This is a genomic window from Rhodoferax ferrireducens (assembly GCF_003347515.1).
Lineage (GTDB): Bacteria > Pseudomonadota > Gammaproteobacteria > Burkholderiales > Burkholderiaceae_C > Rhodoferax.
In genome coordinates this window covers 14971-36450 of record NZ_QEII01000304.1, presented here as the reverse complement: position 1 = coordinate 36450, position 21480 = coordinate 14971, and the positions used below count along the sequence as shown (strand labels likewise).

The following is a 21480-nucleotide window of genomic DNA, read 5'->3' as shown; positions in this document are numbered from 1 at the left end:
ATTCCAACTTGCCTTGTCCGAACTGCATCGGTGGCGAATCACATATAGATACATAAAAAAGAAAGCCCGGTCGAATGGCTCCTAGCCAGTTCGCCGGGCTTGACGGCTGACACAAGGTCCATGCCGTCAGGACTCGCACAACGGGAGGGTAAAGTCCCAAAGTGCTGGGAGGCAAAAGATTGCCCCCACAGTTTGCCGGGGCCGCTTCATCTCAGCTACCCGAAGGTAGGGACTGGCTACTGCCGACTTGATGCTTGTCATAAGACATGCAGGCTCAGTCTAGGCCAACGGCAACGTAAATTCAAATTTGATTTTCAATCACAGACTGTGCACTGATTGCGAGAATTCACGCAAAAAACGAAGCAGTTTTGTTGACAAAAGATCCAACAAGGCGCTTGTTGGCGTCGCAATTGAATAATTCATTGAATTAAATTCGACATAACAAATAATTTCCATATTGTTGACTTGATATATAAAGTGCACCTAGAATCCGCCCATCCCAGCCAAGTCTAGGGATAACCCGAACCGCTGCCGATCCCGGCATATTCAAATCTCTGCACCACATACGATTGACAACGCAGGATATTGATAGCGTACCAACCTAACGAGGTGCCACCCGTGTTACCCCTGCATGCAGTGCAACACAGTAGCCCGCGCGAACGAAGGAAGAGCTATGAACGCGTCAGAAAAAATCACCCGGGGCCTGCGAACCTTCGCATCCGATATTGCCCAGGGCTTCTTTGAAATCACCCACAACAGTTTTGCCCTCATCGGGCTGGCTGTCATATTTGCCGTCATCACATTAACGGCCCGCCCAGAACTGCGTCAGGTCGGAGAACTCCAGCTCTTCAGCTGGCTTCAAACCCGCCAGCTTCCGGTGATAACCGAACCTGCCGGCGAAATAGGCGCCATTGATCGCGCCACCGCCAGTAACCCGCAGGACTTGCCCAAGCAACAGGCCGCCGTCGCCTATTGGCTGAGCAAAAAATACAAGGTTGCGCCCGAGCCGCTCAGCGCCTTGGTGGCGGAAGCCTATGAGATTGGCATCCGCACCAAGCTGGACCCCACGCTTATTTTGGCGGTCATGGCTATCGAATCCGGATTTAACCCATTTGCCCAAAGCCCGGTCGGCGCACAAGGCCTGATGCAGGTCATGACCAAGGTCCACAGCGACAAATATGAGAACTTCGGTGGCAAGCTGGCGGCCTTTGATCCGCTGACCAACCTGCGGGTGGGCGTCAAGGTGTTGCAGGAATGCATCTCCCGCGCCGGCTCCATGGAGGGCGGCCTGCGCTATTACGTAGGTGCGGCGAATATTGAAGATGATGGCGGCTATGCGGGCAAGGTGATGGCCGAACATGCCCGCCTGCAATCGGTCGCCAAAGGCCGCTCTATGCAGCTCACGGCCCCCCAAACAGTGACTGCGCCTGCGCCTATCAAGGGCAACGAAGACTCTGGCAAAGTAGCCATGCTGTCCAACTCCTGATTTCCTGGGCTTGGCAGCGGGCTTGCCTCGTCAGTTAAACTCAAGAGGTACGCGACTGGCGATAGGCGATCACCCCTTGAGGGCGTGAAGCGCTGAAGTGGGAATACCACGGGGGAGCGTACCGCATGGCCAGCATGGCTCATGTGTTTAGCCGTTCGCCTGGGCAGCCCTGGGGTCAAGCACATGACCCCCAGGCCCAATGTCTTCAAGGACTGCCATGTACGACCGCAACATTCTCATTGAGCAAACAGATCCCGAGATCTTTGCCGCCATCCAGGCTGAAAACGCCCGCCAGGAACAGCACATCGAGCTGATCGCCAGCGAAAACTACGCCTCGCCCGCCGTCATGGCCGCGCAGGGTACGCAGCTCACCAATAAATACGCCGAAGGCTACCCCGGCCGCCGCTACTACGGCGGCTGTGAATACGTGGACATTGCCGAACAACTGGCAATCGACCGCGTCAAGCAGATCTTCGGCGCCGAAGCCGCCAACGTGCAGCCGCATTGCGGCGCGTCCGCCAACGAGGCTGTATTTCTGGCCTTTCTAAAACCAGGCGACACCATCATGGGCATGAGCTTGGCCGAAGGCGGTCACCTGACCCACGGCATGGCGCTGAACATGAGCGGCAAGTGGTTCAACGTCGTCAGCTACGGCCTGAACGACAAGGAAGAGATCGACTACGACGCCATGGAGCGCAAAGCCCATGAGTCCAAGCCCAAACTGATCATTGCTGGTGCCTCGGCCTACAGCCTGCGCATCGACTTTGAGCGCTTTGCCAAAGTGGCAAAAGACGTAGGCGCCATCTTCATGGTGGACATGGCCCACTATGCCGGCCTGATTGCCGCCGGCATCTACCCCAACCCCGTGCCACACGCCGACGTGGTGACCTCTACCACCCACAAGAGCCTGCGCGGCCCACGGGGCGGCATTATTCTGATGAAAGCGCAGCACGAAAAAGCTCTTAACAGCGCCATCTTCCCCGGTCTGCAAGGCGGCCCTCTGATGCATGTGATTGCGGCCAAGGCAGTTGCTTTCAAAGAAGCACTGGCGCCTGAGTTCAAGATTTATCAGCAACAGGTGCTGAAAAACGCCCAGATCGTGGCCGAGACTCTTACCAGTCGCGGTCTGCGCATTGTCAGCGGCCGCACCGAAAGTCACGTCATGCTGGTTGACTTGCGTGCCAAGGGCATCACCGGCAAAGAAGCTGAGGCAGTGCTGGGCTCCGCCCACATGACCATCAACAAAAACGCCATCCCCAACGACCCCGAAAAGCCCATGGTCACCAGTGGCGTGCGCATTGGCACCCCGGCTCTGACCACCCGTGGCTTCAAGGACGAGGAAGCCCGCATGACGGCCAATTTAATAGCAGACGTGCTGGACAATCCAAGGGATGCAGCCAACATTGATGCTGTACGCGCCAAGGTCAACGCGCTGACCGCACGCTTCCCGGTTTACAAATAGGCAATGTGCGATGAAGTGCCCCTTCTGCAGTCATTCCGAAACCCAGGTGGTGGAAACCCGGATTTCTGAAGACGGGGACTCCATCCGCCGCAGGCGCCAGTGCGCGTCCTGCGAAAAACGTTTTACCACCTACGAACGCCCAGACGTCACCTTCCCGGCCATCGTCAAAAAAGATGGCCGGCGCATTGAGTACGAGCGAGCCAAGTTGTTGGCCTCCATGAAACTGGCGCTACGCAAGCGGCCAGTGAGCACCGAGCAGGTGGACAGCGCGGTTGAGCGGATTGAAGAAAAATTGCTGACCTTGGGGGTGCGCGAGCTGCCGTCAGCCCGCATTGGTGAACTGGTCATGCGCGAGCTTAAGAAGCTCGACAAAGTGGCGTATGTGCGCTTTGCCAGTGTGTATCGGAGCTTTGAAGATATTGACGAGTTCAAGACGTTGGTGGATGAGGTGAGGCGGTAAAAATACCGAATGGGTTCGTTCAAAATGCATTTCACTTGTGCGAACTGCTTGCATTTCTCAACTTTTTGCTCAATGTGTCAATCGGCAGTACAAGTTTCCCGCTGCGGGTCACAGATTCTGGCCCGACCCGAGTTGCTGACAACAATTTGCTTCTCTCGACTGGTTTCAGTCGCCTGGAACACCATGCGCCCATTCATGGCACCACTGTAGTAAGGACTGGCACACGATGTCACCGGAAATCCAACGGGTGAATAAGTAAAAGATGGGTTGGTTGAAACGAATGATTTGTTGGTTACGCCGGTCGACACAGCATTGGTGGTTGCCTTTATGGTGATCATAGAATTCAGTGCTTCGCGATTTCCAAAAGCCGTGCCGGTTGGTGCACAACTGTTGTTGGCCACGGATAAATACCACCCACTATCCCAACTGGTACCATTCGTGGGCAAGATCGACACCGGCAAACCCCGTCGCATCGCTTCAGACCTGGCTTGCAGCATGGATGCCAGGAAATCACTGCTGGCGGATGTGAGTTGCTGGTTGACCATGAAAGATCGGTAGGACGGGGTCGCCAGACTCGCAAGAATCGCCACCAAAGCCAGCACAACCATCAACTCAATGAGGGTAAAGCCTCGACCCCGAGTGAGAATTGAAGTTTGTGACATCAATTCTTCCAACATTTAGCCTGGTCTGACCCGGAGCAACCCTTGGTACCGTCGCTTTGCATCGTGATATTTGCAACGACCGTGTCGGTATAACGAGGTGTTCCTGTGGCCACCACACAGGCACTTACTGTGGATCCCGAACATGCAGCAGATGCTATCGTGCAAGCACTGTTAGCAAGACTATCACCGGAAAACTGGAGCATGGGAATACTGGTCGCGCTGCTGGTGTAGGCCAAATATGAGTTTTGCTGAGTGAAATAACGCTCTTGCTGCTGCATGACCTGCATGATGGCCGCACGGCACTCGGTGCGCTTGCTGCGGATCACATAACTGGAGTAAGACGGCAAGGCAACCGCGGCAAGAATTCCCAAAACCGCCACAACAATCATCAATTCAATCAGCGTGAACCCCTTGTTTTTCATAAATATCCTGTTGGTTTTGCGAATGTATTCCAAGATGGCATGGTGACACTACTGAAAGTTAGTGATCTCGCGCCAGTTGATCCGCCCAGCGATTGTGGTCACTGTGCTTTCCTGCGTATTCAGCCCGCCACCCACACCGGGGCTGATGGAGTTGATCTTGCGCGTCACCACATATCGTCCCGCTGCATTTCGCGTTGACCAGGCAGTGTCACCGACTTCCAGCAAGGACGCACTCCCCAGATAACCCGTTGTTGTGTTGGGGGAACCCGTTGTCACAAAAGTAATTCCAGTGGACGGGTTATAGCGATATTGATTCGACGACCCCGTCGACACACAAGGGTCACCCCCCGGAATGGTTGAATTGATCGCCATCAGCCCACTGTCAACCGTGGGGTCAACCACCACTCGTTCCATGGTTGTCGATAAATCGGCAACCCAGCCCCGGTATTGACCAGACCCGGTGGTTGTAGACGTGCCGTAAACAAATGCTGGCCCGGTGATGGAAACGGTCGATGTCCCGATGGTCGTCACTGTAAGGGTCCGGGTAATAAGGCCGTTAACGGAGGTTGATCCGCTGCCGGTAGCAATTCGTTCAAACTTCTTGTCGTCCTGCGCATCCCAGATGCCATAGATGGACTGTTGTAGGGTAGAAGCCGTCAGGGCATCCGGCGGCTCGATGAACTTGCCAGTGCCAAAGCCTATCTGGTAACCGCCCACAACGCTCAGTGTCACGGCAGGAACCACCGTAATGGGTTGGGTTGCGGTGCCGGACGGCGTGCGCGCTGTGAATAAAACAGAGGCTTTGGACGAGCCAGTCCAGGTTGTTGAAGCACCCGACAAGTCGAACTTCCACAGATTGCCCTGTAAATCGCCGGCGTACGCATAGACCGTGTTCCCTGCAATGCCTGTGGCGACCCCCGGCATTCCCATTCCAGTTGCCGCGCTGGTATCAGCAGCAGCGAATGTTCCGTTGTCAGCATAGATCTTGAAGTAGTTTGTACCCAGAGCCCATGCGGCACCGGGTGCCTTTTCAAGCGACAACAAAAATAAAGCTTGTTTGTCGGCTGAACCACCCGTGGTGTAGTTGTTGTAACCACTGGTCACCATGGCAAACCATTTGTAATTGGGCGTTGCCGCGCTGTTGCCCGCCATCGCGAGCTTGACAATTTTGGGTTCACTCAGCAAATGCCCCATGTCAGCGTCGTCTGCGTTCGTGAACTCCCACAGCACATTGCCCGGACCAAAACCCGCCGGTGTTGTCACATCAAGTGCAAACAGACCTTTGGCACCGCCGCCCATGCCGGACACCAGCACCGTTGCCCAGTTGACAGAACTGCTGGCCGCCTTGTAGGCGCGCGCTTCACTCACAGTAATGGCCCCATCGACATAAGCCTCCTTGACGTATCCCGGGCTGGTTAGCGCGTTGAGCTTGGTGGAAATTGCCCTGGGCACATAGGCAAACTGCTCCTTGCCGTTGCCAGTGTTCGTGGCAGATTCCGCCGCATAAAAGGCGTGCAACATGCCATCATTGCTGCCAATATAAACCGTCGGCGTTCGTGCCGCATGCGTTGAGTAAAACGACTGGTAGCTGGCGTCAACAATGGCGGTGCTTGGCTTGCCCTTAAGAACCGGTGCCGAATTGATGCTGTCGCCCATTATGCCGTTGCGCGCCCTGTAATTCAGGTTGGCGTCCGACTCGGCGCCGCGCACACCGCGAATGTAATCGAGCCGGGACTGTCCGTCTGCATCAGTCTCCACGATGGAGGTGGCGGGGTCCGTCTTCAGCGAAGTTTGCACTGCGGTATCAATATTGGCCCAAGTAAAGGTAACCCCTGACAAGGAGGTATTGTTGTAACTAAATATCTTCCGGTCAGCCGGCAAGGGGAAGGGGCTCAAGGTGGTGGTACCTGCCTGAACACCGGTCAGAATGTTGCCAGCGTCCCAGACCGGGGTGGCGCTGGCCTCCAGAGCTAGCGTCGTGGTGTTGTAGGTAATTTCTGTGCGCACAACCGTGCCAGACCAGTCAGAAGAATCCAGTTGTGCCTGATAAAACGCCCCGGTTTGCTGCGCCCGGCTTAGTCGACTGACGCTCAAGGAACCACCCGCCAGATTACCTGAAGGTTTGCTGGCCTGCGCAAAAATCTGCCTGATGGCCAAAATCAGACGATCGGGTTGACTGGCCAGGAAATACCCAGAAGGAAGCGTAGAGCCATCGGCGGCGAGCCATTCCTTGGTGCTGGTTGTCAGGGTACCGCCGACATAAGTCTTGAATGGATTGCCTTCCCCTGTTGCAGGGCTGCCATCTGGCCCAACATCGGCAAAGCCTCCGTACTTGCCTGCCAAATACAAAGCACGCTGTCGCAATGGGTCCAAGCTGGTTTCGGCACCTTCATTCACATCAATCACATAGCTTCTAATCCGTGCCAAAGGCTTGTCAGACCGGATTGGCTGGGTATTGGCCCAGTAAGCCACACCGGCCCAGGCATAGCCGACGTTGTTCCCGTTTGAGGCTTGACCAGCCTGCGTCTTCGTCGCAAGACCACTGTTTCCGGCGATTACACCGGTTACACCAGAGGTCGCGTTGCCATTGGCAGTAGCGGTGACGACAGTACCATCGGGCTTGACATAGGTATAGGTGACTGACCCATTGGTCTCAAAACTCGCCACCACGTTTTCCCAGGTAGTTGCATTCAAAGCACCCACACCCGTGCCATCGGCGGCACGAGTTTCACCTCCAACACTGGAAACACCGGGGATGTAGTTGTCTTTGGCTGACTGATGGTCACCAATGGTCAAAGAATAGTTTCTCTGACAGGTTGTCTGCATGGGGTCCGACCACGTCGTGTAGATCGGGAAGTTGTCCAGCATCGCCGCAGTGTAGGCACCCTTTGTCGTATCGGTGGTCGCGTTCGCGGTAGGTTGTTTGCCTTGAAAGTAGCGAACTGACTCGTAATACAACTCACCTACAGGGTCATGCCGCTTGTATTGGCCAGAGCGTCCAAATCGGTTCAAATAGTTGATGACACCACTGTAGGTAAAACTGGCCTCCGACAAAGGATTGGCAACATACACGCCGGTCGTGTCATCCCACTCCGTCTGAGGATTGTCAGAAACAATACCGGTCGAACTCTTCTGCTCTGGCCCGGCAAATTTCATGGGTGCCCGCAAAACGCCGCCATACCAGTTGTCCCAATCCTGAAAACCGGAGGCAGGGCTGTTCAACAGATAACCAAAAGCCGCCACGCGCACCTTGCTCGCATTCTTCTGAATTTCTCCAACGGGTTTGTAGTTGCTATCAGGATACTGCTTGCACAACTCAGTGCGAACCGGACCCTCGGTGGCATCACATACCTTGATACGCGCCTTCAGGTCACTGTTGATTGAAGTGCCAGCACTGTTGTTGAAAGCCTTTAGATTCCCCGGACTCGTGCAAGAGCCGCCATTGACGGTTTGAAAAATCACACGGTCTTCACAAGATTGGACATACATGACCGTGCTACCAAAGGGCGTCAGTGCCGCAGATTGCGCCGTTGTCAGTGACCGAGTCGGCATATTTGACGAATTTCGGTAAAAACTTGTATTCGAGCCGCCATTGTCACCAATCAAAACTGCCCTCTGCAGGATCGTGTTGCCGGCCGTATCGACATAGCGATCGCCCCCAGTCAAGGCGTAGCGCAATATGTCGGTTGAAGATGTCGCGGCAAAATTCAGGAAGTTACCGCTGAAACCACTTCCTGCACCGCCGGAATTGCAGTTGTAGTTGGTGGTTGATATCGTTGAACCATTGGGCTGAAAGTAGCCGTCTGATGTCGTCCCGTTATAAGCATAACAAGTGGTCGAATTCCAGTAGCCCAGGTATTTCTTGGTACTGTCATAGGCAGTTGCAGTGTTGGGTGTCTTGTAAGCGGCGCCGGTGGTTGGAAACTCCACCGACAGCACCAGCGCCAAGTTGGATGCATCCCCCGAGTTGATGATCGGCCCGGTCCTCAAATCCAATCGAGTTCGGGTCGATTGGGCAAACGACCACCCAATCAAAACAACGCTCACTACCGCAATAATTAATCCAAATAACTTTCTCATATCAGCACCCCGCACCTGGTTTATTGGCTGGCTTGTAGATCAAGGCTTGAAGCAAAACCTGTGTTTCGACCCGGGTGCCAAAACCCATGGCTGTCACAAGAAATGCATACTCTGGTGAACTGGATGAACCTACGTTGTCGGTGGCGTTTCCGGTGCCAGCATAGGGAACGGCTTCGATCACATAGCGGGGCAGCCGAACGGTCAGGCCACTACTGCCATTTGGCAGAGTTTGCCCGGTGAACTGACCCAACTGCACGGTCTTGTTGCCAGCGTTGTCCGTGGAGTTTCCGGTTTCACTCGTGTAAAGTGCTTTGATGGTTTGCCACGCTTCCCCGGGGTTTGTCGAACTCAGGCACATGCCAGTTTTCGTCAGTGTTCCGCAATCCACCACAAATTCTGCAGGTTGCTTGGAATCAAAGGTGCACACCCTGCGGCCAGTCGCTGTGTTGGGTCCCATGATGTCAAGTTCGCCATCCAGCAACGCAGCCTCGGCCGCCTGGAAGGCAATTTGGCGATCACGGTCATTTCGGGCCGATTGTTCGCTGAACAAAGCCAGTTTGGTTGAAATCAGCCCGATCACCATGATGACACTCAGCATGATCAGCACCACCACCAGGCTTGAACCGACCTGTTTTGGTAATACATTTTGAACATTACGAACCTGGAATTTCATAGCGTATTCCTCACGTTCACAGTGAAGGTCACGACTTTTCTCAAACGACCATCAGCGTTGTTGACCGTGAGTGTGTCGGGCGCAGACAAGCCTTGCGAAAAATACACACCCAGCGGTGACAGGGTGCTGGTGCCTGTGGCTGATGACACCGCCACCGCTGTGGGTGAACGCAGCACCATGCCCACCCGAACGGAACGGACCTGTTGCCAGTTGGTGATACAAGCAGCGCCGCTACACCCGTTGTCCACCTGCTCAGCGTTTCGCCAAGTGTCGGCCACTGAGTCAGCGTTCGTATCGACGCCATACATCAGTTGCAACGACTCTACCCCTCTCACGATAGGTTCAGCCGAAAACGCCAAGGCGCCACTGCTGTTAATGGACGCGTACTTGCAACGCAGCTCGGGTTCAACAGAACCAGTTGGTTGCCTGACCTCGAAAATACTGTAATAGCGGGTGACCAGGACATCCGGTGCGGGCAACGGACGTCCCATGCAATCGATCATGCTCCCATCGGCCCCGCTGGCATTGCTGGAACCCTGGAAACGCGCCACAAGTGTGTCGCTGTTATTGATGCGATTGGTTGAGGTGTCGTGGTCTCCGTTGTCAGTGCTCGTGCCAGCAGCACTATTGTTGTACCCCCGGATGTCAGGCTCTTCGTCGCTGGGCGGAGCTACCTCCCTGCGAGACGCAGCGCCAGCTGTGCTCCATATGTAATTTTGATAACCGGCTTGCTGAATGCTTCGGGTGATCACTTCCGTTGCGAAGCGCGCATTGTCTTGCAGCAGGCTTGCCGCGTCCTGCGTGTCACGCGAACGGGTGCTGCCCAAAAAGAAGGTCGACGCTGCGATCACAATGACCAATGAAATAGCCAGGGCAACCAGCAACTCCACTAAAGTCAAACCTTGTTGCCAACCAAAATCAGCGCGCGCCTTCATTCTGCGTACCCCGTCATGCCAGACATCACCAATTGCGGATTGAGCGGCGTTGCACTCACGGTCGTGGTGCCGCGCTCGATACTTTCACGCTTATCGATCCATCCGATCTTGATCGATACCGTGGCGCTGTCGTTGGCGCCACAACTCCAACGATAACTTCCATCGGCATTGCGCGGCGCAGGGTCCCTACAAACAACGGCACGTGCCGACGGCAATTGGCAACTGACCCTTTGCGCCCAGTCGGCGACATGCAAGGCTGCCATCGTGCTTGTCGTTCCCATCGTTGTGCAATAGGTAGATGTCTTTGTGATGTCATTCGAGTCAAACAGATAGGGGTTAACGCCAGCCACCGTGGAGGTGTTGTTTGACACCGTCCAATTCGACCGCATCATTTCCGTGTAGTCCTTGGCCAAGGTCGCTGCCATGGATGAGTTTCCGGCGATCTGGTTGCTCTTGAGCGTTGCAAGTTGGAGCCCACCCATGGCCAGAACACCAAATGACAGAATCAAAATGGAAATCAGGACCTCAATCAATGAGAATCCCCTTACATGAACTTTGAAGGAATGGCGTGACATAGTTTGACTTTAGTGTGCTGCAATGGACCTTGATAAGCTGCTGCGAAGAACGGTCATTTTGAGCAGACAAATGGTGAGAATCCGCTGTTTTTATTCACAAACTAGGCTAATTTTCTATGGAAATATCATTCAGACATTGGATCTTGCGTTACTTTTCTTGAAATTTGAAACACAGTTCTTTGCAGTGCTGCAGAGCTAAAAGACTAAAAGAGTGACGCTGTTGAACACCAAATTACCATGAATACCAAGGCCAAGAATTCAAGGAAAACCACACTTCCAGCAGCAGCAACTGCGCTGGAGGTGACGATGATGGAAGATCAAACCGGCCGGTGGGTCGGCCTGTTGCTTGGCCTGATGATGGTCATGGCGCCTGCAATGGGTGTGCCCAGCGAGGAAATGCTGCAGGACACGCTCAAGTCGGCGATTGTGTCGCTGTTCAGTCTGAGCGCTGGTTTGTTGTTTTTCTGGCGGCACCTCGGCAAACCGACAATGCTGGTCTGGCATGGACTTCTTTGGCTGCCGCTGGCACTAGCTGGCTACGCTGTAGGCAGCATGGTTTGGTCGCACGCCTATCTGGCAGGCGTTGAAGCCATCCGCTGGTTCCTCTTCGGCCTGATCCTGTGGTTGTGCATGAACACCCGGCTATCAGATCTGGAAAGGCGCCTGCCTTGGGGCATTCATCTGGGCGTCACGCTGGCATCGGTGTGGACTGTTATGCAGTTTCTGAATGATTTCAACCTGTTTCCCCAGGGCCCCAATCCTGCCTCGACGTTTGTTAACAGGAATTTTTTCGCTGAATTTTCCATCAGTGCAATGCCCTACTCCGTTTACTTGCTCCTTAAATCCCGAAGCAACCAACAGGCGTTCGCACTTGCGGCCAGCATTGGAATGAATCTGGCCGCGCTGATGATGACGGGTACCCGTTCAGCACTGATTGCTTTGCTTGTTCTGGCGCCGCTATTGCTTCTGCTCTACTTCAGGAGCAGAAAACAACTGGAAGCATTTGCCTGGAATCGGCGCAAAGCGGTCGTGGCTGGGGCCATCTTGCTAGGGACCACCCTGGTGCTCGGCTTAATCCCCACCGGGAATCCAAAACTCATCAGCGAGTTCGGGCCGGTCAACGCGCTCGTGCGGGCAACCGGTCGAGCGATGTCGATGATGCAGACCGATGAATACACCACTGGCTCTTTTTCAATTCGCTCCGTAATGTGGTTCGCCACAGGACGAATGATTGCGGCGAACCCGGTCACAGGCGTTGGCGCTGGCGCGTGGGAGGTACAGGCACCACTTTATCAACGGGCTGGCACCCAATTGGAGACTGATTTTTACGCCCACAACGAGTTCTTGCAGTTGCTGGCTGAATATGGTGTGTTGGGTTGGCTGTTTTTGGGACTGCTGTTTGCGTATCTTGCCTACTCGGCTAGAACAACATGGACTGCGACCAAAGATCCCAACCAACAGCAGATACTGCTTCGAGCAACAGCACTGGCAAGCATTCTGATGCTGTTGATTGTCAGTAATGCCGGATTCCCCTGGCGCATGGCAAGCACCGGTGCCCTGTTTGCCGTGAGCCTTGGCCTGTTGGCTGGTTCTGATGCCAGTCTTGGTTTACGGGGGAGGCTGCTCTCCAGCCAAACCATGTACAAAGCAAACGCCTTGAAATTGGCATTGGCCGTTAGCGTGGCCTGCATGATGTTGGCCATCTATATCACCCAGCGCGCTGCTTACTGTGAACGCACCCTGGTTAGAGGCATCAAATTGGCCCTCACCATTTCCAAGTCAGGTCAGCCGAATAACCCCTACTGGAATGCTACCAAGGAAGAAGTCCTTGCGCTGATGCGCAGTGGCATCGACTTGAACAGACACTATCGCAAACTCACCCCCATGGCTGCCGACGAGATGGCCAGCTGGGGCGACTGGAAAAATGCGCTATGGATATGGGAATCAGTTTTGGAGTCACGTCCGAATGTTGTAGCCATCATTGCAAACATTTCAAGAGCGTATCTTGTGGGAGGTAACCTGCAGCAAGCACAGAAATACCTGGAACGCGCCAAGCGGCTGCAACCTACTGCCCCAGCAGTTCGTACCCTCAACGTGATGTTTCTGGAGCGTACCGGCCAGGAGCACCAGGCCGCACAGGAAATCAAGATGCTTTTCAAAGATGGTGTCATCGACTACGACTTGGTGTACGCGGCGTATTTATTTGGCGCTCGAACCCACGACTGGTCACTGATGATCCAGGCGCTGGAACTTCGCATTGACCGATGGCCAGGAGAGGCTACGGATGGGTGGCTAAAACTGGGTGAGATTTACAGCGAAAAAATGGAAGTCAAGGACCACGACAAAGCCCTGAAAGCATACCGTGCAGCCCTTAGCGCCACACCTGAACCGGCGAAAGAATCCATCCTGAAAAAGATTCCGCCGAGTTACCGTTTTGAATTGTCCGCCGTTGAACTATAGGCGGGCACGCCCACGTTTTTGATCAAACTGCTGCAACAACGCCAGCAGTTCACGCCCGACCTGACGCGCATCGTGGCCACTGAGGCACTGCTCTCAACCGTTGATGTGGACAACATTCCGGTAGAAGCACTGATGTTTCAGGCGGGCTATCTGACCATTGCCAGCCACCGCAGTATTTTGGGGCGTCTGGAGTTGAGGCTGAAATACCCGAACCTTGAGGTGCAAGCCGCGCTCAATGACAGCCTGCTGCAAAGTAGGACAGCAATGCCCTGTAGCAAATCAAGTCCCAAGGCTATCCCGACAAATTCAAAGCCCGTGGCGAGCCGATCCACCTGATCGGGGTTGAGTTCAGCAAAGCCACCCGAAACATCGTCGGTTTTGAGGTTGAGACGCTACAGATTAAATAGCTACTTGCGCATATATAGCATGGGCTAGATGGCTATTTTCCATATAAAATTCGATGCATAGATACCGGATCAAGTCCGGTATGACGAGCAGATCATGGATTTGCGCCAGATTACTTTGAATAGCCAACCCATACGCCAAACCCTTCATGCCTGATACCACCGTTTTCCTTGCACAAGCCTTGGCGCTGGCCACCCAAAGCCTGCTGCTCACCTCCCCAAACCCCCGCGTAGGCTGCATCCTCGCCAGCCCCGACGGGCAAGTGCTCGGCCAAGGTCACACCCAACATGCCGGTGGCCCACATGCGGAAATCATAGCGTTGCGAGATGCTAGTGCTCGCGGCCACTCGGTCGTGGGCGCTACCGCTTATGTCACTTTGGAGCCCTGCTCCCACCACGGCCGCACCGGTCCCTGCTGCGATGCTCTGATCGCCGCCGGTATCAAAAAAGTTGTCGCATCCATCGCCGATCCCAACCCACTCGTCTCCGGCCAAGGCTTTGACCGTCTTCGCGCTGCAGGCATCGAAGTGGTGGTCGGCCCCGGTGCAGCAGAATCCCGCGAACTCAACATCGGCTTCTTCAGCCGCATGATCCGGAAAACCCCTTGGGTGCGCATGAAAATCGCCGCCTCGCTGGATGGCAAGACTGCGTTAAACAACGGCGCCAGCCAATGGATCACCTCAGATGCCGCCCGCACCGATGGCCACGCCTGGCGCGCCCGCGCCTGCGCTGTGCTCACGGGCATTGGCACCGTGCTGGCAGACAACCCGCGATTGGACGTGCGCTTGGTGGATACACCCCGCCAGCCGCATCTGGTCGTCGTGGACAGTCGCCTTGAGATGCCACTGGATGCTCATCTTTTCATAGCTGGTCGCGCTCTGTATATCTACGCTGCAGTGCCAAACCATGCCAAAAAAACAGCGTTGGAAGCGTTGGGTGCCACCGTCATCTACCTGCCGGGCCAGCAAGCCGGCACGCAAGGCAAGGTCGACTTGGCCGCCATGCTGCGCGATCTCGCTGCACGCGAGATCAATGAACTGCATGTAGAAGCCGGCCACAAGCTCAATGGCTCCCTGATTCGCGAAGGGCTGGTGGACGAATTTGTGGTTTACCTGGCCCCCAAACTCATAGGCCAGGGCCGCGACATGGCCAGTTTTGGACCTTTATCCGAGCTGTCCCAGGCCATTCCGCTGGCGTTCAAGTCCACCGACATGCTGGGGCCCGACCTGCGCATCGTGGCCCGAATTCCGGGTCGTGACCAGTTTTAGGCGACAAGTTTTGGCGCCCAGCCCGGCCAAGGGCGCTTTCCCTGCGAAAATAGCCGGATGTTTACTGGAATCATCACCGGCATGGGGTGCATCGTCGCCGCCAACGCCCTCGGCAGCTCTTCAACCCACGGCAAACGCCTCACCATTGAGTGCCCGGCTGCCTATCTCGACGACGTCGGCCTAGGCGACAGCATCGCGCTGAATGGGGCCTGCATGACCGTGACCGAGTTTGACGCAGCACACCGTCAGTTCAAGGTCGACATCTCCGCCGAATCGCTGGCCAAGACTGCCGGGCTGGGCCAGACTGGCGCCATCAACCTTGAAAAAGCCCTGCGCGCCAATGACCGGCTGGGCGGCCACATGGTGTCCGGCCATGTCGATGGCATTGGCGAAGTGACGCATTTTGCGCAGGTTGGCGAAAGCTGGGATCTGCGTGTGCTGGCGCCCAAAGCACTGGCCAAATACCTCGCCTACAAAGGGTCAATTACAGTTAATGGCGTCAGCCTGACCGTGAACCGCATCCAGGATCTGGAGACCGGCTGCGAAGCCAGTATCAACTTGATCCCGCACACGGTTAAAAATACAGCCCTTGGAACGCTGAAGCCTGGATCACAGGTTAATTTAGAGATTGATTTAATCGCGCGCTATGTCGAGCGGATGCTCAGCGCAGACCCGCAGCAGCCTAGCCCGGTCGCGCCTTGATGCGCTGCCGCTCTGGCACCTTCCTTACCCAAACACCTCCTGAAAGATACTCGCATGACCGCCCCCTCCCCCGTGGCAATTTCTCCGGTTGAAGACATCGTGGCTGATATGCGCGCCGGACGCATGGTGATTCTGGTTGACGAAGAAGACCGTGAGAACGAAGGCGATCTGGTGCTCGCCGCCGACCATGTGACGGCTGACGCGATTAACTTCATGGCGCGTTTTGGCCGCGGCCTGATTTGCCTGACCCTCACGCGCGAACGTTGCGAACGTTTGCAATTGCCGCCCATGGCGCTGCGCAATGGCGACAAAAAGGGGACGGCGTTCACGGTCTCCATTGAGGCCGCTGAAGGCGTGACTACTGGTATCTCTGCCGCAGACCGCGCCCGCACCGTGCAAGCCGCTGTCGCCAAGAACGCCACTGCTGACGACCTGGTTCAACCCGGCCATATCTTCCCCTTGCAGGCGGTCGAAGGCGGCGTGCTGATGCGCGCCGGCCACACCGAAGCCGGTTGCGACCTGGCGGCCATGGCCGGCTGCTCGCCGGCATCGGTGATCTGCGAAATCATGAATGACGACGGCACCATGGCGCGTTTGCCTGACCTGCAACTGTTTGCGGCCCAGCACGGGCTCAAGATTGGCACGATTGCCGATCTGATCGCGCATCGCAGCCGGGTCGAGTCCCTGGTTGAGAAGGTGGCCACGCGCGCCCTCAACACAGCCTTTGGCGAATTCACGCTTCACGCCTTCAAGGACAAGACCGCCCACGGCGTTCATCTGGCGCTGGTCAAGGGCCAGTGGACGTCGGATGATACGGTATTGGCCCGCGTACACGAACCGCTGTCGGTGCTGGACGCGCTGGAAGTGGGCCGTGCCATGCACTCCTGGAGTCTGGATGCCAGCCTGGCACGCATCGCCTCGGAGGGTCAAGGCGTGGTGGTCTTGCTCAACTGTGGCGAGAGTGCCGAGCAATTGCTGGCGCAAATCGACGGCACCGCCCGTGCCAGCCATGGCCCGGAACGCGGTCGCATGGACTTGCGCAGCTATGGCATTGGCGCGCAAATCCTGCGCGAATGCGGCGTGCACAAAATGAACCTCATGGGCAATCCCCGCCGCATGCCCAGCATGACAGGCTATGGCCTGGAAATTGCCGGCTACGTCACGAAGTAAAGGAAGAATCATGTTTGGCGCAGACAAAGGAACACTGGATTCCACGGACAACCGCTTGAATGGCAAAAAACTGACCATTGGCATCGTGCAGGCCCGTTTTAACGAGCCCATTACCAACGCACTGGCCGAGGCTTGCAAGAGTGAACTGATCGCGCTGGGCGTGCTGGAAAAAAACATAGACCTGGTGCTGGTGCCCGGCGCGCTGGAAGTCCCGGTCGCCCTGATGGCCATGGCCGAAAAACTGAAATACGACGCGCTGGTGGCCATTGGCTGCATTATTCGGGGCGAAACCTACCATTTTGAGTTGGTCGCAAATGAATCCGGCGCCGGCGTGAGCCGGGTCGCACTCGACTACCAGTTGCCCATCGCCAACGCGATTCTCACGACCGAGAATCTGGAGCAGGCGATAGCCAGAAAAACCGAAAAAGGGCGCGATGCCGCCCATGTCGCCGTAGAAATGGCCAACCTGCTGGAAGAAATTTGATGAATGAACTAAGCCCCAAACCTGCGGGCAACCGCCCGCCCCGCCAGCCCCGTACCGGCCTCACAAGCACCGGTGCGCGCAAGGCTGGCAGCAAATCGGAGCGTTCACGCGCCCGCGAATTTGCGTTGCAGGCGTTGTACCAAACCCTGGTTGGCAAGAACGCCGTGGACGACATTGATGCGTTCACGCGGGATCTAGCGGGATTTTCAAAATCGGATTCCGTGCACTTTGATGCTTTGCTGCATGGCTGCACCGAAGAAGCGGCTGAATTAGACGTCCTGCTTCTGCCCCTGCTGGACCGCAAGCTCGCAGAAATTTCACCGGTTGAGCACGCCGTCATGTGGATAGGCGCTTATGAGTTCAAGCATTGCCTGGATGTGCCGTGGCGCGTGGTACTGAATGAATGCGTGGAGCTGGCCAAAGAGTTTGGCGGCACCGACGGCCACAAATACGTCAACGCGGTGTTGAACGGACTGGCGCCGACTCTGCGTGCTGCTGAGATGGCCGCAGACCGGGGTAAATCCCGCTCATGAAAATTTCCGGGCGTGCGCAGCGCATTGAGCCGTTTTATGTGATGGAGGTGGCCAAGGCGGCCTCTGCCATGGCCCAGGAGGTCGCGCACACGGCCTCGCCCATGATCTTTCTGAACATTGGCGAGCCAGACTTTACCGCCCCACCGCTGGTCCAGGAAGCTGCCTGCAAAGCCGTGCGCGACGGCTTGACGCACTACACGCAGGCAACGGGCATGCCGGCACTGCGTGAGCGTATCAGCGACTGGTACATGCAGCGTTTTAACGTCACAGTGCCCGCCGGCCGCATTGTGATCACGGCCGGCGCCTCCGCCGCCCTGCAACTGGCCTGCCTGGCCCTGATCGAATCGGGTGACGAGATTCTCATGCCCGACCCCAGCTACCCGTGCAACCGGCATTTTGTGAGCGCAGCGGATGGTACGGCGGTGCTGATCCCAACCACGGCGGCCGAGCGCTTTCAACTCAGCGCCGACAAGGTGCAGGCCGCCTGGAGCGAGAAGACCCGGGGCGTGTTGCTGGCCTCACCCTCCAATCCCACCGGTACATCCATTCACCCAGCCGAGCTGCGCCGCATTCATGAGGTGGTCAGCGACAAGGGCGGCATCACGCTGGTGGACGAGATCTACCTCGGCCTGAGCTATGACGCGCAATATGGCCAGACCGCGCTAGCGCTGGATGAGAATCTCATCAGCATCAACAGTTTCAGCAAATACTTCAACATGACCGGCTGGCGGCTGGGCTGGATGGTGGTGCCCGAACGCGTCGTGCCCGTCATCGAGCGCCTGGCCCAAAACCTGTTTATCTGCCCCAGCACGATTTCGCAGTACGCCGCCCTGGCCTGCTTTGAGGCAGAAAGCATTGCCGAATACGAACGGCGACGCGCCGAATTCAAGGCCCGGCGCGACTACTTCATCCCCGCACTCAATGCCTTGGACCTGAACGTGCCAGTGATGCCCGACGGCGCTTTTTACGCCTGGGCCGACTGCTCCGCCGCCTGCAAGAGATTGGATATCAAGGACAGCTGGAACCTTTCGTTTGAGCTGATGAAACGAGCCCACGTCGCCGTCACGCCCGGACGCGACTTTGGTACCGCCGAAACACACAACTTCATCCGTTTTTCCACCGCCAGCGCCATGCCGCAGTTGCAGCAGGCCATTGAACGATTGAAGGCCTTGCTTTCATGACAAGCTCCGTTCCAGCAGGACGGACGTTTTCGTGGCCCGTGCGGGTGTATTGGGAGGACACGGATGCCGGCGGCATCGTGTTCTATGCCAATTACCTGAAGTTCTTCGAGCGGGCGCGCACCGAATGGCTGCGCTCTCTGGGCATTGAACAACGTGCGTTGCGTGACCGCACCGGTGGCATGTTTGTGGTGAGCGACACCTCGATCCGTTATCACAGGCCAGCCCGCCTGGACGATGAACTTTTTGTTACAGCCATGCCGCTGGAGGTCGGGCGAGTATCCATGACAATACGACAACAGGCATTCCTGAAGACACAGGCAGAAAATACGCTGCTCTGTGAAGCTACCATCCGCATCGGCTGGGTGGATGCAAGCAGCTACAAGCTCGCAAGAATCCCGCCAAACCTATTGGAAATCCTGAAATGAATCAAGACCTGTCGATCCTCCATCTGGTCCTCAACGCCAGTGCGGTCGTGCAATTGGTGATGCTGTTGCTGGTGGTCATCTCCGTGTCCAGCTGGGCCGCCATTTTCCGCAAGCTGTTTGCACTGAAGCGGGTGAAGTCGCTCAACGACGGTTTTGAGCGCGAGTTCTGGTCCGGCACCAGCCTGAATGACCTGTTTGGCGCCGCTGCCAAAAACGCCCGCCACTCCGGGCCGATGGAGCGCATTTTTGCCAGTGGCATGCGTGAATACCAGAAGTTGCACGAGAGAAAAATCATCGATGCCAGCACCCTGATGGACGGCGCGCGCCGGGCCATGCGGGCCAGTTTTCAGCGCGAGATGGATGTGGTGGAAACCAATCTGTCGTTCCTGGCCTCGGTCGGCTCGGTCTCGCCCTATGTGGGGCTGTTCGGCACCGTGTGGGGCATCATGCACGCTTTCACCGGGCTGGCGTCATTGCAAACCGTCACGCTCTCCACGGTCGCCCCCGGCATTGCCGAAGCGCTGGTGGCCACCGCCATTGGCCTGTTTGCGGCCATCCCGGCCGTGGTGGCGTACAACCGATTTGCCCGGGACATTGACCGCATCGCGATCCGCCTGGAAACCTTCATCGAGGAGTTCTCCAATATTCTGCAGCGCAATGTGGGCGCGCAGTCGGCCTCCGGGCATTAACGTAAAAGTTAGACAAGGAGTTTGACCATGGCATCCCTAGTGAGCCGCGGACGCGGACGCCGCACCATCAACGAAATCAACATGGTGCCCTTCATCGACGTGATGCTGGTGCTGCTGATCATCTTCATGGTGACGGCGCCGCTCATCACACCCAGCGTGATCGATTTGCCCAGTGTCGGCAAGGCCGCCAAGCAGCCGGACCAGGTGATTCAACTCGTCATTGGCAAAGACGAATCAATCGAGATGAAAATCCAGGAAAAGTCCACCTCTCTCGGGCTCAAGGACATCGCCAGTGCGGTCAAAAAAGCCCAAAGTGGTGTGAATAATTCGGCCGTGGTCATCAGCGCGGACAAAAACATCAAGTACGAGTCCGTCGTCAAGGTCATGGACAAGCTGCAACGCGAGGGCGTGCAGCGCGTGGGTTTGTCGGTGCAACTGGCCAACTAGAGGCGGAGCATGCACGCCGCGACCGACCGCCTTGAATTCGCGCCACCGCCCACGCCGGGCCTAACGCGGGCGCTGGGGCTGGCCGTGCTGGCCCATGTTTTCTTGCTAGCAGCCCTGACTTGGGGGGTGCACTGGAAGCGCGAGGCCGTGACCGTCACCGCCGAGGCAGAATTGTGGTCGGCCACGCCGCAACAAGCTGCGCCCAAGCTGGTCGAAGTTCCGCCCGAGCCACCTGAAACACCGAAACCACCGGTCATCAAGCCAGCGCCCAAGCCCACCCCGCCCCCGCCACAAGCCCAACCCAAGCAGCCCGATGCCGACATTGCGCTGGAGCGGGAAAAACTGCGTTTGAAGAAGGAAAAGCAGGACGACCTGGAGAAGCAGCGGCTGGCCAAACTCAAACAAGAAAAGCTCAAGCAAGAGAAGGTCAAGGAAGAGAAACTTGAACAGGAAAAATTGAAGCAGGAAAAACTGCTGGCCAAGCGCGAGCTGGACAAGAAAGCGGCCGAGAATAAGAAGAAAACCGAGCAGGAGACCCAACGCAAAGAAGCAGTCCAGGCCCAACTCGATGCCAAAAAACTGGAAGCACAGCGCCAGGAAAATATCAAGCGCATGACCGGGCTCGCAGGCGCCACAGGCTCACCTGGGGCCACCGGCACGGCTCTGCACGCGTCCGGCCCGTCAGCGAGCTACGCAGGCCGCATTCGCGCCAGCATCAAGCCCAACATTGTGTTTGTCGACGAGGTTGTCGGCAACCCCATGGCCGAAGTTGAAGTCAAAACGGCCCCCGACGGCACCATCATCAGCCGCAAGCTGCTCAAGCCCAGCGCCGACAAATCGTGGGACGATGCGGTCTTGAGGGCTATCGATAAGACTGAGAAACTGCCGCGTGATGTGGATGGACGGGTGCCCAACTCGCTGGTTATCAGTTTCCGCCCCAAAGACTAGATTTTGCTATATTT

Annotated in this window: 21 protein-coding genes and 1 riboswitch; of the genes, 15 read left to right on the top strand and 6 right to left on the bottom strand. The window is 56.5% G+C overall.

The features are described 5' to 3' along the window. The first annotated feature begins 673 nt into the window (after window positions 1–673). The 3 genes from C5P05_RS24200 (at window position 674) to nrdR (ending at window position 3408) form a co-directional block, all read left to right on the top strand. On the top strand, window positions 674–1486 hold the full coding sequence (locus C5P05_RS24200; protein ID WP_114972426.1) for a lytic transglycosylase domain-containing protein: 813 nt from the start codon (window positions 674–676) through the stop codon (window positions 1484–1486). A 41-nt stretch (window positions 1487–1527) separates the two neighbouring features. Then, window positions 1528–1658: riboswitch (ZMP/ZTP riboswitch) on the top strand. A 45-nt stretch (window positions 1659–1703) separates the two neighbouring features. Further along, the gene (gene glyA, locus C5P05_RS24195) at window positions 1704–2948 is read left to right on the top strand and encodes a serine hydroxymethyltransferase (RefSeq protein WP_114972425.1); all 1245 of its coding nucleotides are present in this window, start codon (window positions 1704–1706) and stop codon (window positions 2946–2948) included. Window positions 2949–2958: 10 nt separating this feature from the next. Continuing rightward, window positions 2959–3408 (top strand): transcriptional regulator NrdR, encoded by a 450-nt coding sequence (nrdR, locus tag C5P05_RS24190; protein ID WP_114972424.1) that lies wholly within the window; start codon window positions 2959–2961, stop codon window positions 3406–3408. Between the two features lie 77 nt (window positions 3409–3485). Here nrdR and C5P05_RS24185 read toward each other — a convergent pair whose 3' ends face one another. The 6 genes from C5P05_RS24185 to pilV are packed head-to-tail and all read right to left on the bottom strand — an operon-like array spanning window position 3486 to window position 10755. After that, window positions 3486–4085, bottom strand: a complete 600-nt coding sequence (locus C5P05_RS24185; protein ID WP_114972423.1) for a GspH/FimT family pseudopilin — start codon at window positions 4083–4085, stop codon at window positions 3486–3488. After that, complete coding sequence (locus C5P05_RS24180) at window positions 4070–4492, bottom strand: type IV pilin protein (RefSeq protein WP_114972422.1); 423 nt, start codon at window positions 4490–4492, stop codon at window positions 4070–4072. The genes C5P05_RS24185 and C5P05_RS24180 overlap by 16 nt, the downstream gene beginning before the upstream one ends. Window positions 4493–4540: 48 nt before the next feature. Further along, window positions 4541–8572: a pilus assembly protein gene (locus tag C5P05_RS24175; RefSeq protein ID WP_114972421.1), complete on the bottom strand. Its 4032-nt coding sequence runs from the start codon at window positions 8570–8572 to the stop codon at window positions 4541–4543. Window position 8573: 1 nt separating this feature from the next. After that, entirely contained in the window at window positions 8574–9245 is a 672-nt protein-coding gene (locus C5P05_RS24170) for a pilus assembly PilX family protein (RefSeq protein WP_114972420.1), read from the bottom strand. Next, window positions 9242–10180: a PilW family protein gene (locus tag C5P05_RS24165; RefSeq protein WP_114972499.1), complete on the bottom strand. Its 939-nt coding sequence runs from the start codon at window positions 10178–10180 to the stop codon at window positions 9242–9244. Before C5P05_RS24165 ends, C5P05_RS24170 begins: the two co-directional genes overlap by 4 nt. Then, window positions 10177–10755, bottom strand: a complete 579-nt coding sequence (gene pilV / locus C5P05_RS24160) for a type IV pilus modification protein PilV (RefSeq protein ID WP_114972419.1) — start codon at window positions 10753–10755, stop codon at window positions 10177–10179. Before pilV ends, C5P05_RS24165 begins: the two co-directional genes overlap by 4 nt. 237 nt (window positions 10756–10992) lie before the next feature. Between pilV and C5P05_RS24155 the strand changes: the two genes are divergently transcribed. From C5P05_RS24155 to tolA, 12 genes are all read left to right on the top strand, one after another. After that, window positions 10993–13215: an O-antigen ligase family protein gene (locus C5P05_RS24155; protein ID WP_114972418.1), complete on the top strand. Its 2223-nt coding sequence runs from the start codon at window positions 10993–10995 to the stop codon at window positions 13213–13215. An 18-nt stretch (window positions 13216–13233) separates the two neighbouring features. After that, window positions 13234–13551: a hypothetical protein gene (locus C5P05_RS24150; protein WP_114972417.1), complete on the top strand. Its 318-nt coding sequence runs from the start codon at window positions 13234–13236 to the stop codon at window positions 13549–13551. A 217-nt stretch (window positions 13552–13768) separates the two neighbouring features. Next, complete coding sequence (gene ribD / locus C5P05_RS24145) at window positions 13769–14887, top strand: bifunctional diaminohydroxyphosphoribosylaminopyrimidine deaminase/5-amino-6-(5-phosphoribosylamino)uracil reductase RibD (protein WP_114972416.1); 1119 nt, start codon at window positions 13769–13771, stop codon at window positions 14885–14887. A gap of 57 nt (window positions 14888–14944) precedes the next feature. Further along, entirely contained in the window at window positions 14945–15589 is a 645-nt protein-coding gene (locus C5P05_RS24140; protein ID WP_114972415.1) for a riboflavin synthase, read from the top strand. A 54-nt stretch (window positions 15590–15643) separates the two neighbouring features. Beyond that, window positions 15644–16759 (top strand): bifunctional 3,4-dihydroxy-2-butanone-4-phosphate synthase/GTP cyclohydrolase II, encoded by a 1116-nt coding sequence (gene ribBA / locus C5P05_RS24135; RefSeq protein WP_114972414.1) that lies wholly within the window; start codon window positions 15644–15646, stop codon window positions 16757–16759. A 10-nt stretch (window positions 16760–16769) separates the two neighbouring features. Beyond that, the gene (gene ribH, locus C5P05_RS24130; protein WP_114972413.1) at window positions 16770–17243 is read left to right on the top strand and encodes a 6,7-dimethyl-8-ribityllumazine synthase; all 474 of its coding nucleotides are present in this window, start codon (window positions 16770–16772) and stop codon (window positions 17241–17243) included. Further along, window positions 17243–17776, top strand: a complete 534-nt coding sequence (gene nusB, locus C5P05_RS24125; protein ID WP_114972412.1) for a transcription antitermination factor NusB — start codon at window positions 17243–17245, stop codon at window positions 17774–17776. Before ribH ends, nusB begins: the two co-directional genes overlap by 1 nt. After that, complete coding sequence (locus C5P05_RS24120; RefSeq protein WP_114972411.1) at window positions 17773–18957, top strand: pyridoxal phosphate-dependent aminotransferase; 1185 nt, start codon at window positions 17773–17775, stop codon at window positions 18955–18957. Before nusB ends, C5P05_RS24120 begins: the two co-directional genes overlap by 4 nt. After that, window positions 18954–19382 carry a tol-pal system-associated acyl-CoA thioesterase gene (gene ybgC / locus C5P05_RS24115; RefSeq protein WP_114972410.1) on the top strand — a complete coding sequence of 143 codons (429 nt, stop codon included), beginning with the start codon at window positions 18954–18956 and terminating at the stop codon, window positions 19380–19382. The genes C5P05_RS24120 and ybgC overlap by 4 nt, the downstream gene beginning before the upstream one ends. After that, a complete protein-coding gene (gene tolQ, locus C5P05_RS24110; RefSeq protein WP_114972409.1) occupies window positions 19379–20071 on the top strand; it encodes a protein TolQ in 693 nt (230 codons plus the stop codon). The genes ybgC and tolQ overlap by 4 nt, the downstream gene beginning before the upstream one ends. 27 nt (window positions 20072–20098) lie before the next feature. Then, window positions 20099–20518, top strand: coding sequence for a biopolymer transporter ExbD (locus C5P05_RS24105; protein ID WP_114972408.1), 420 nt, complete (start codon window positions 20099–20101; stop codon window positions 20516–20518). A 9-nt stretch (window positions 20519–20527) separates the two neighbouring features. After that, a complete protein-coding gene (gene tolA / locus C5P05_RS24100; protein ID WP_114972407.1) occupies window positions 20528–21466 on the top strand; it encodes a cell envelope integrity protein TolA in 939 nt (312 codons plus the stop codon). Window positions 21467–21480: the final 14 nt, after the last annotated feature.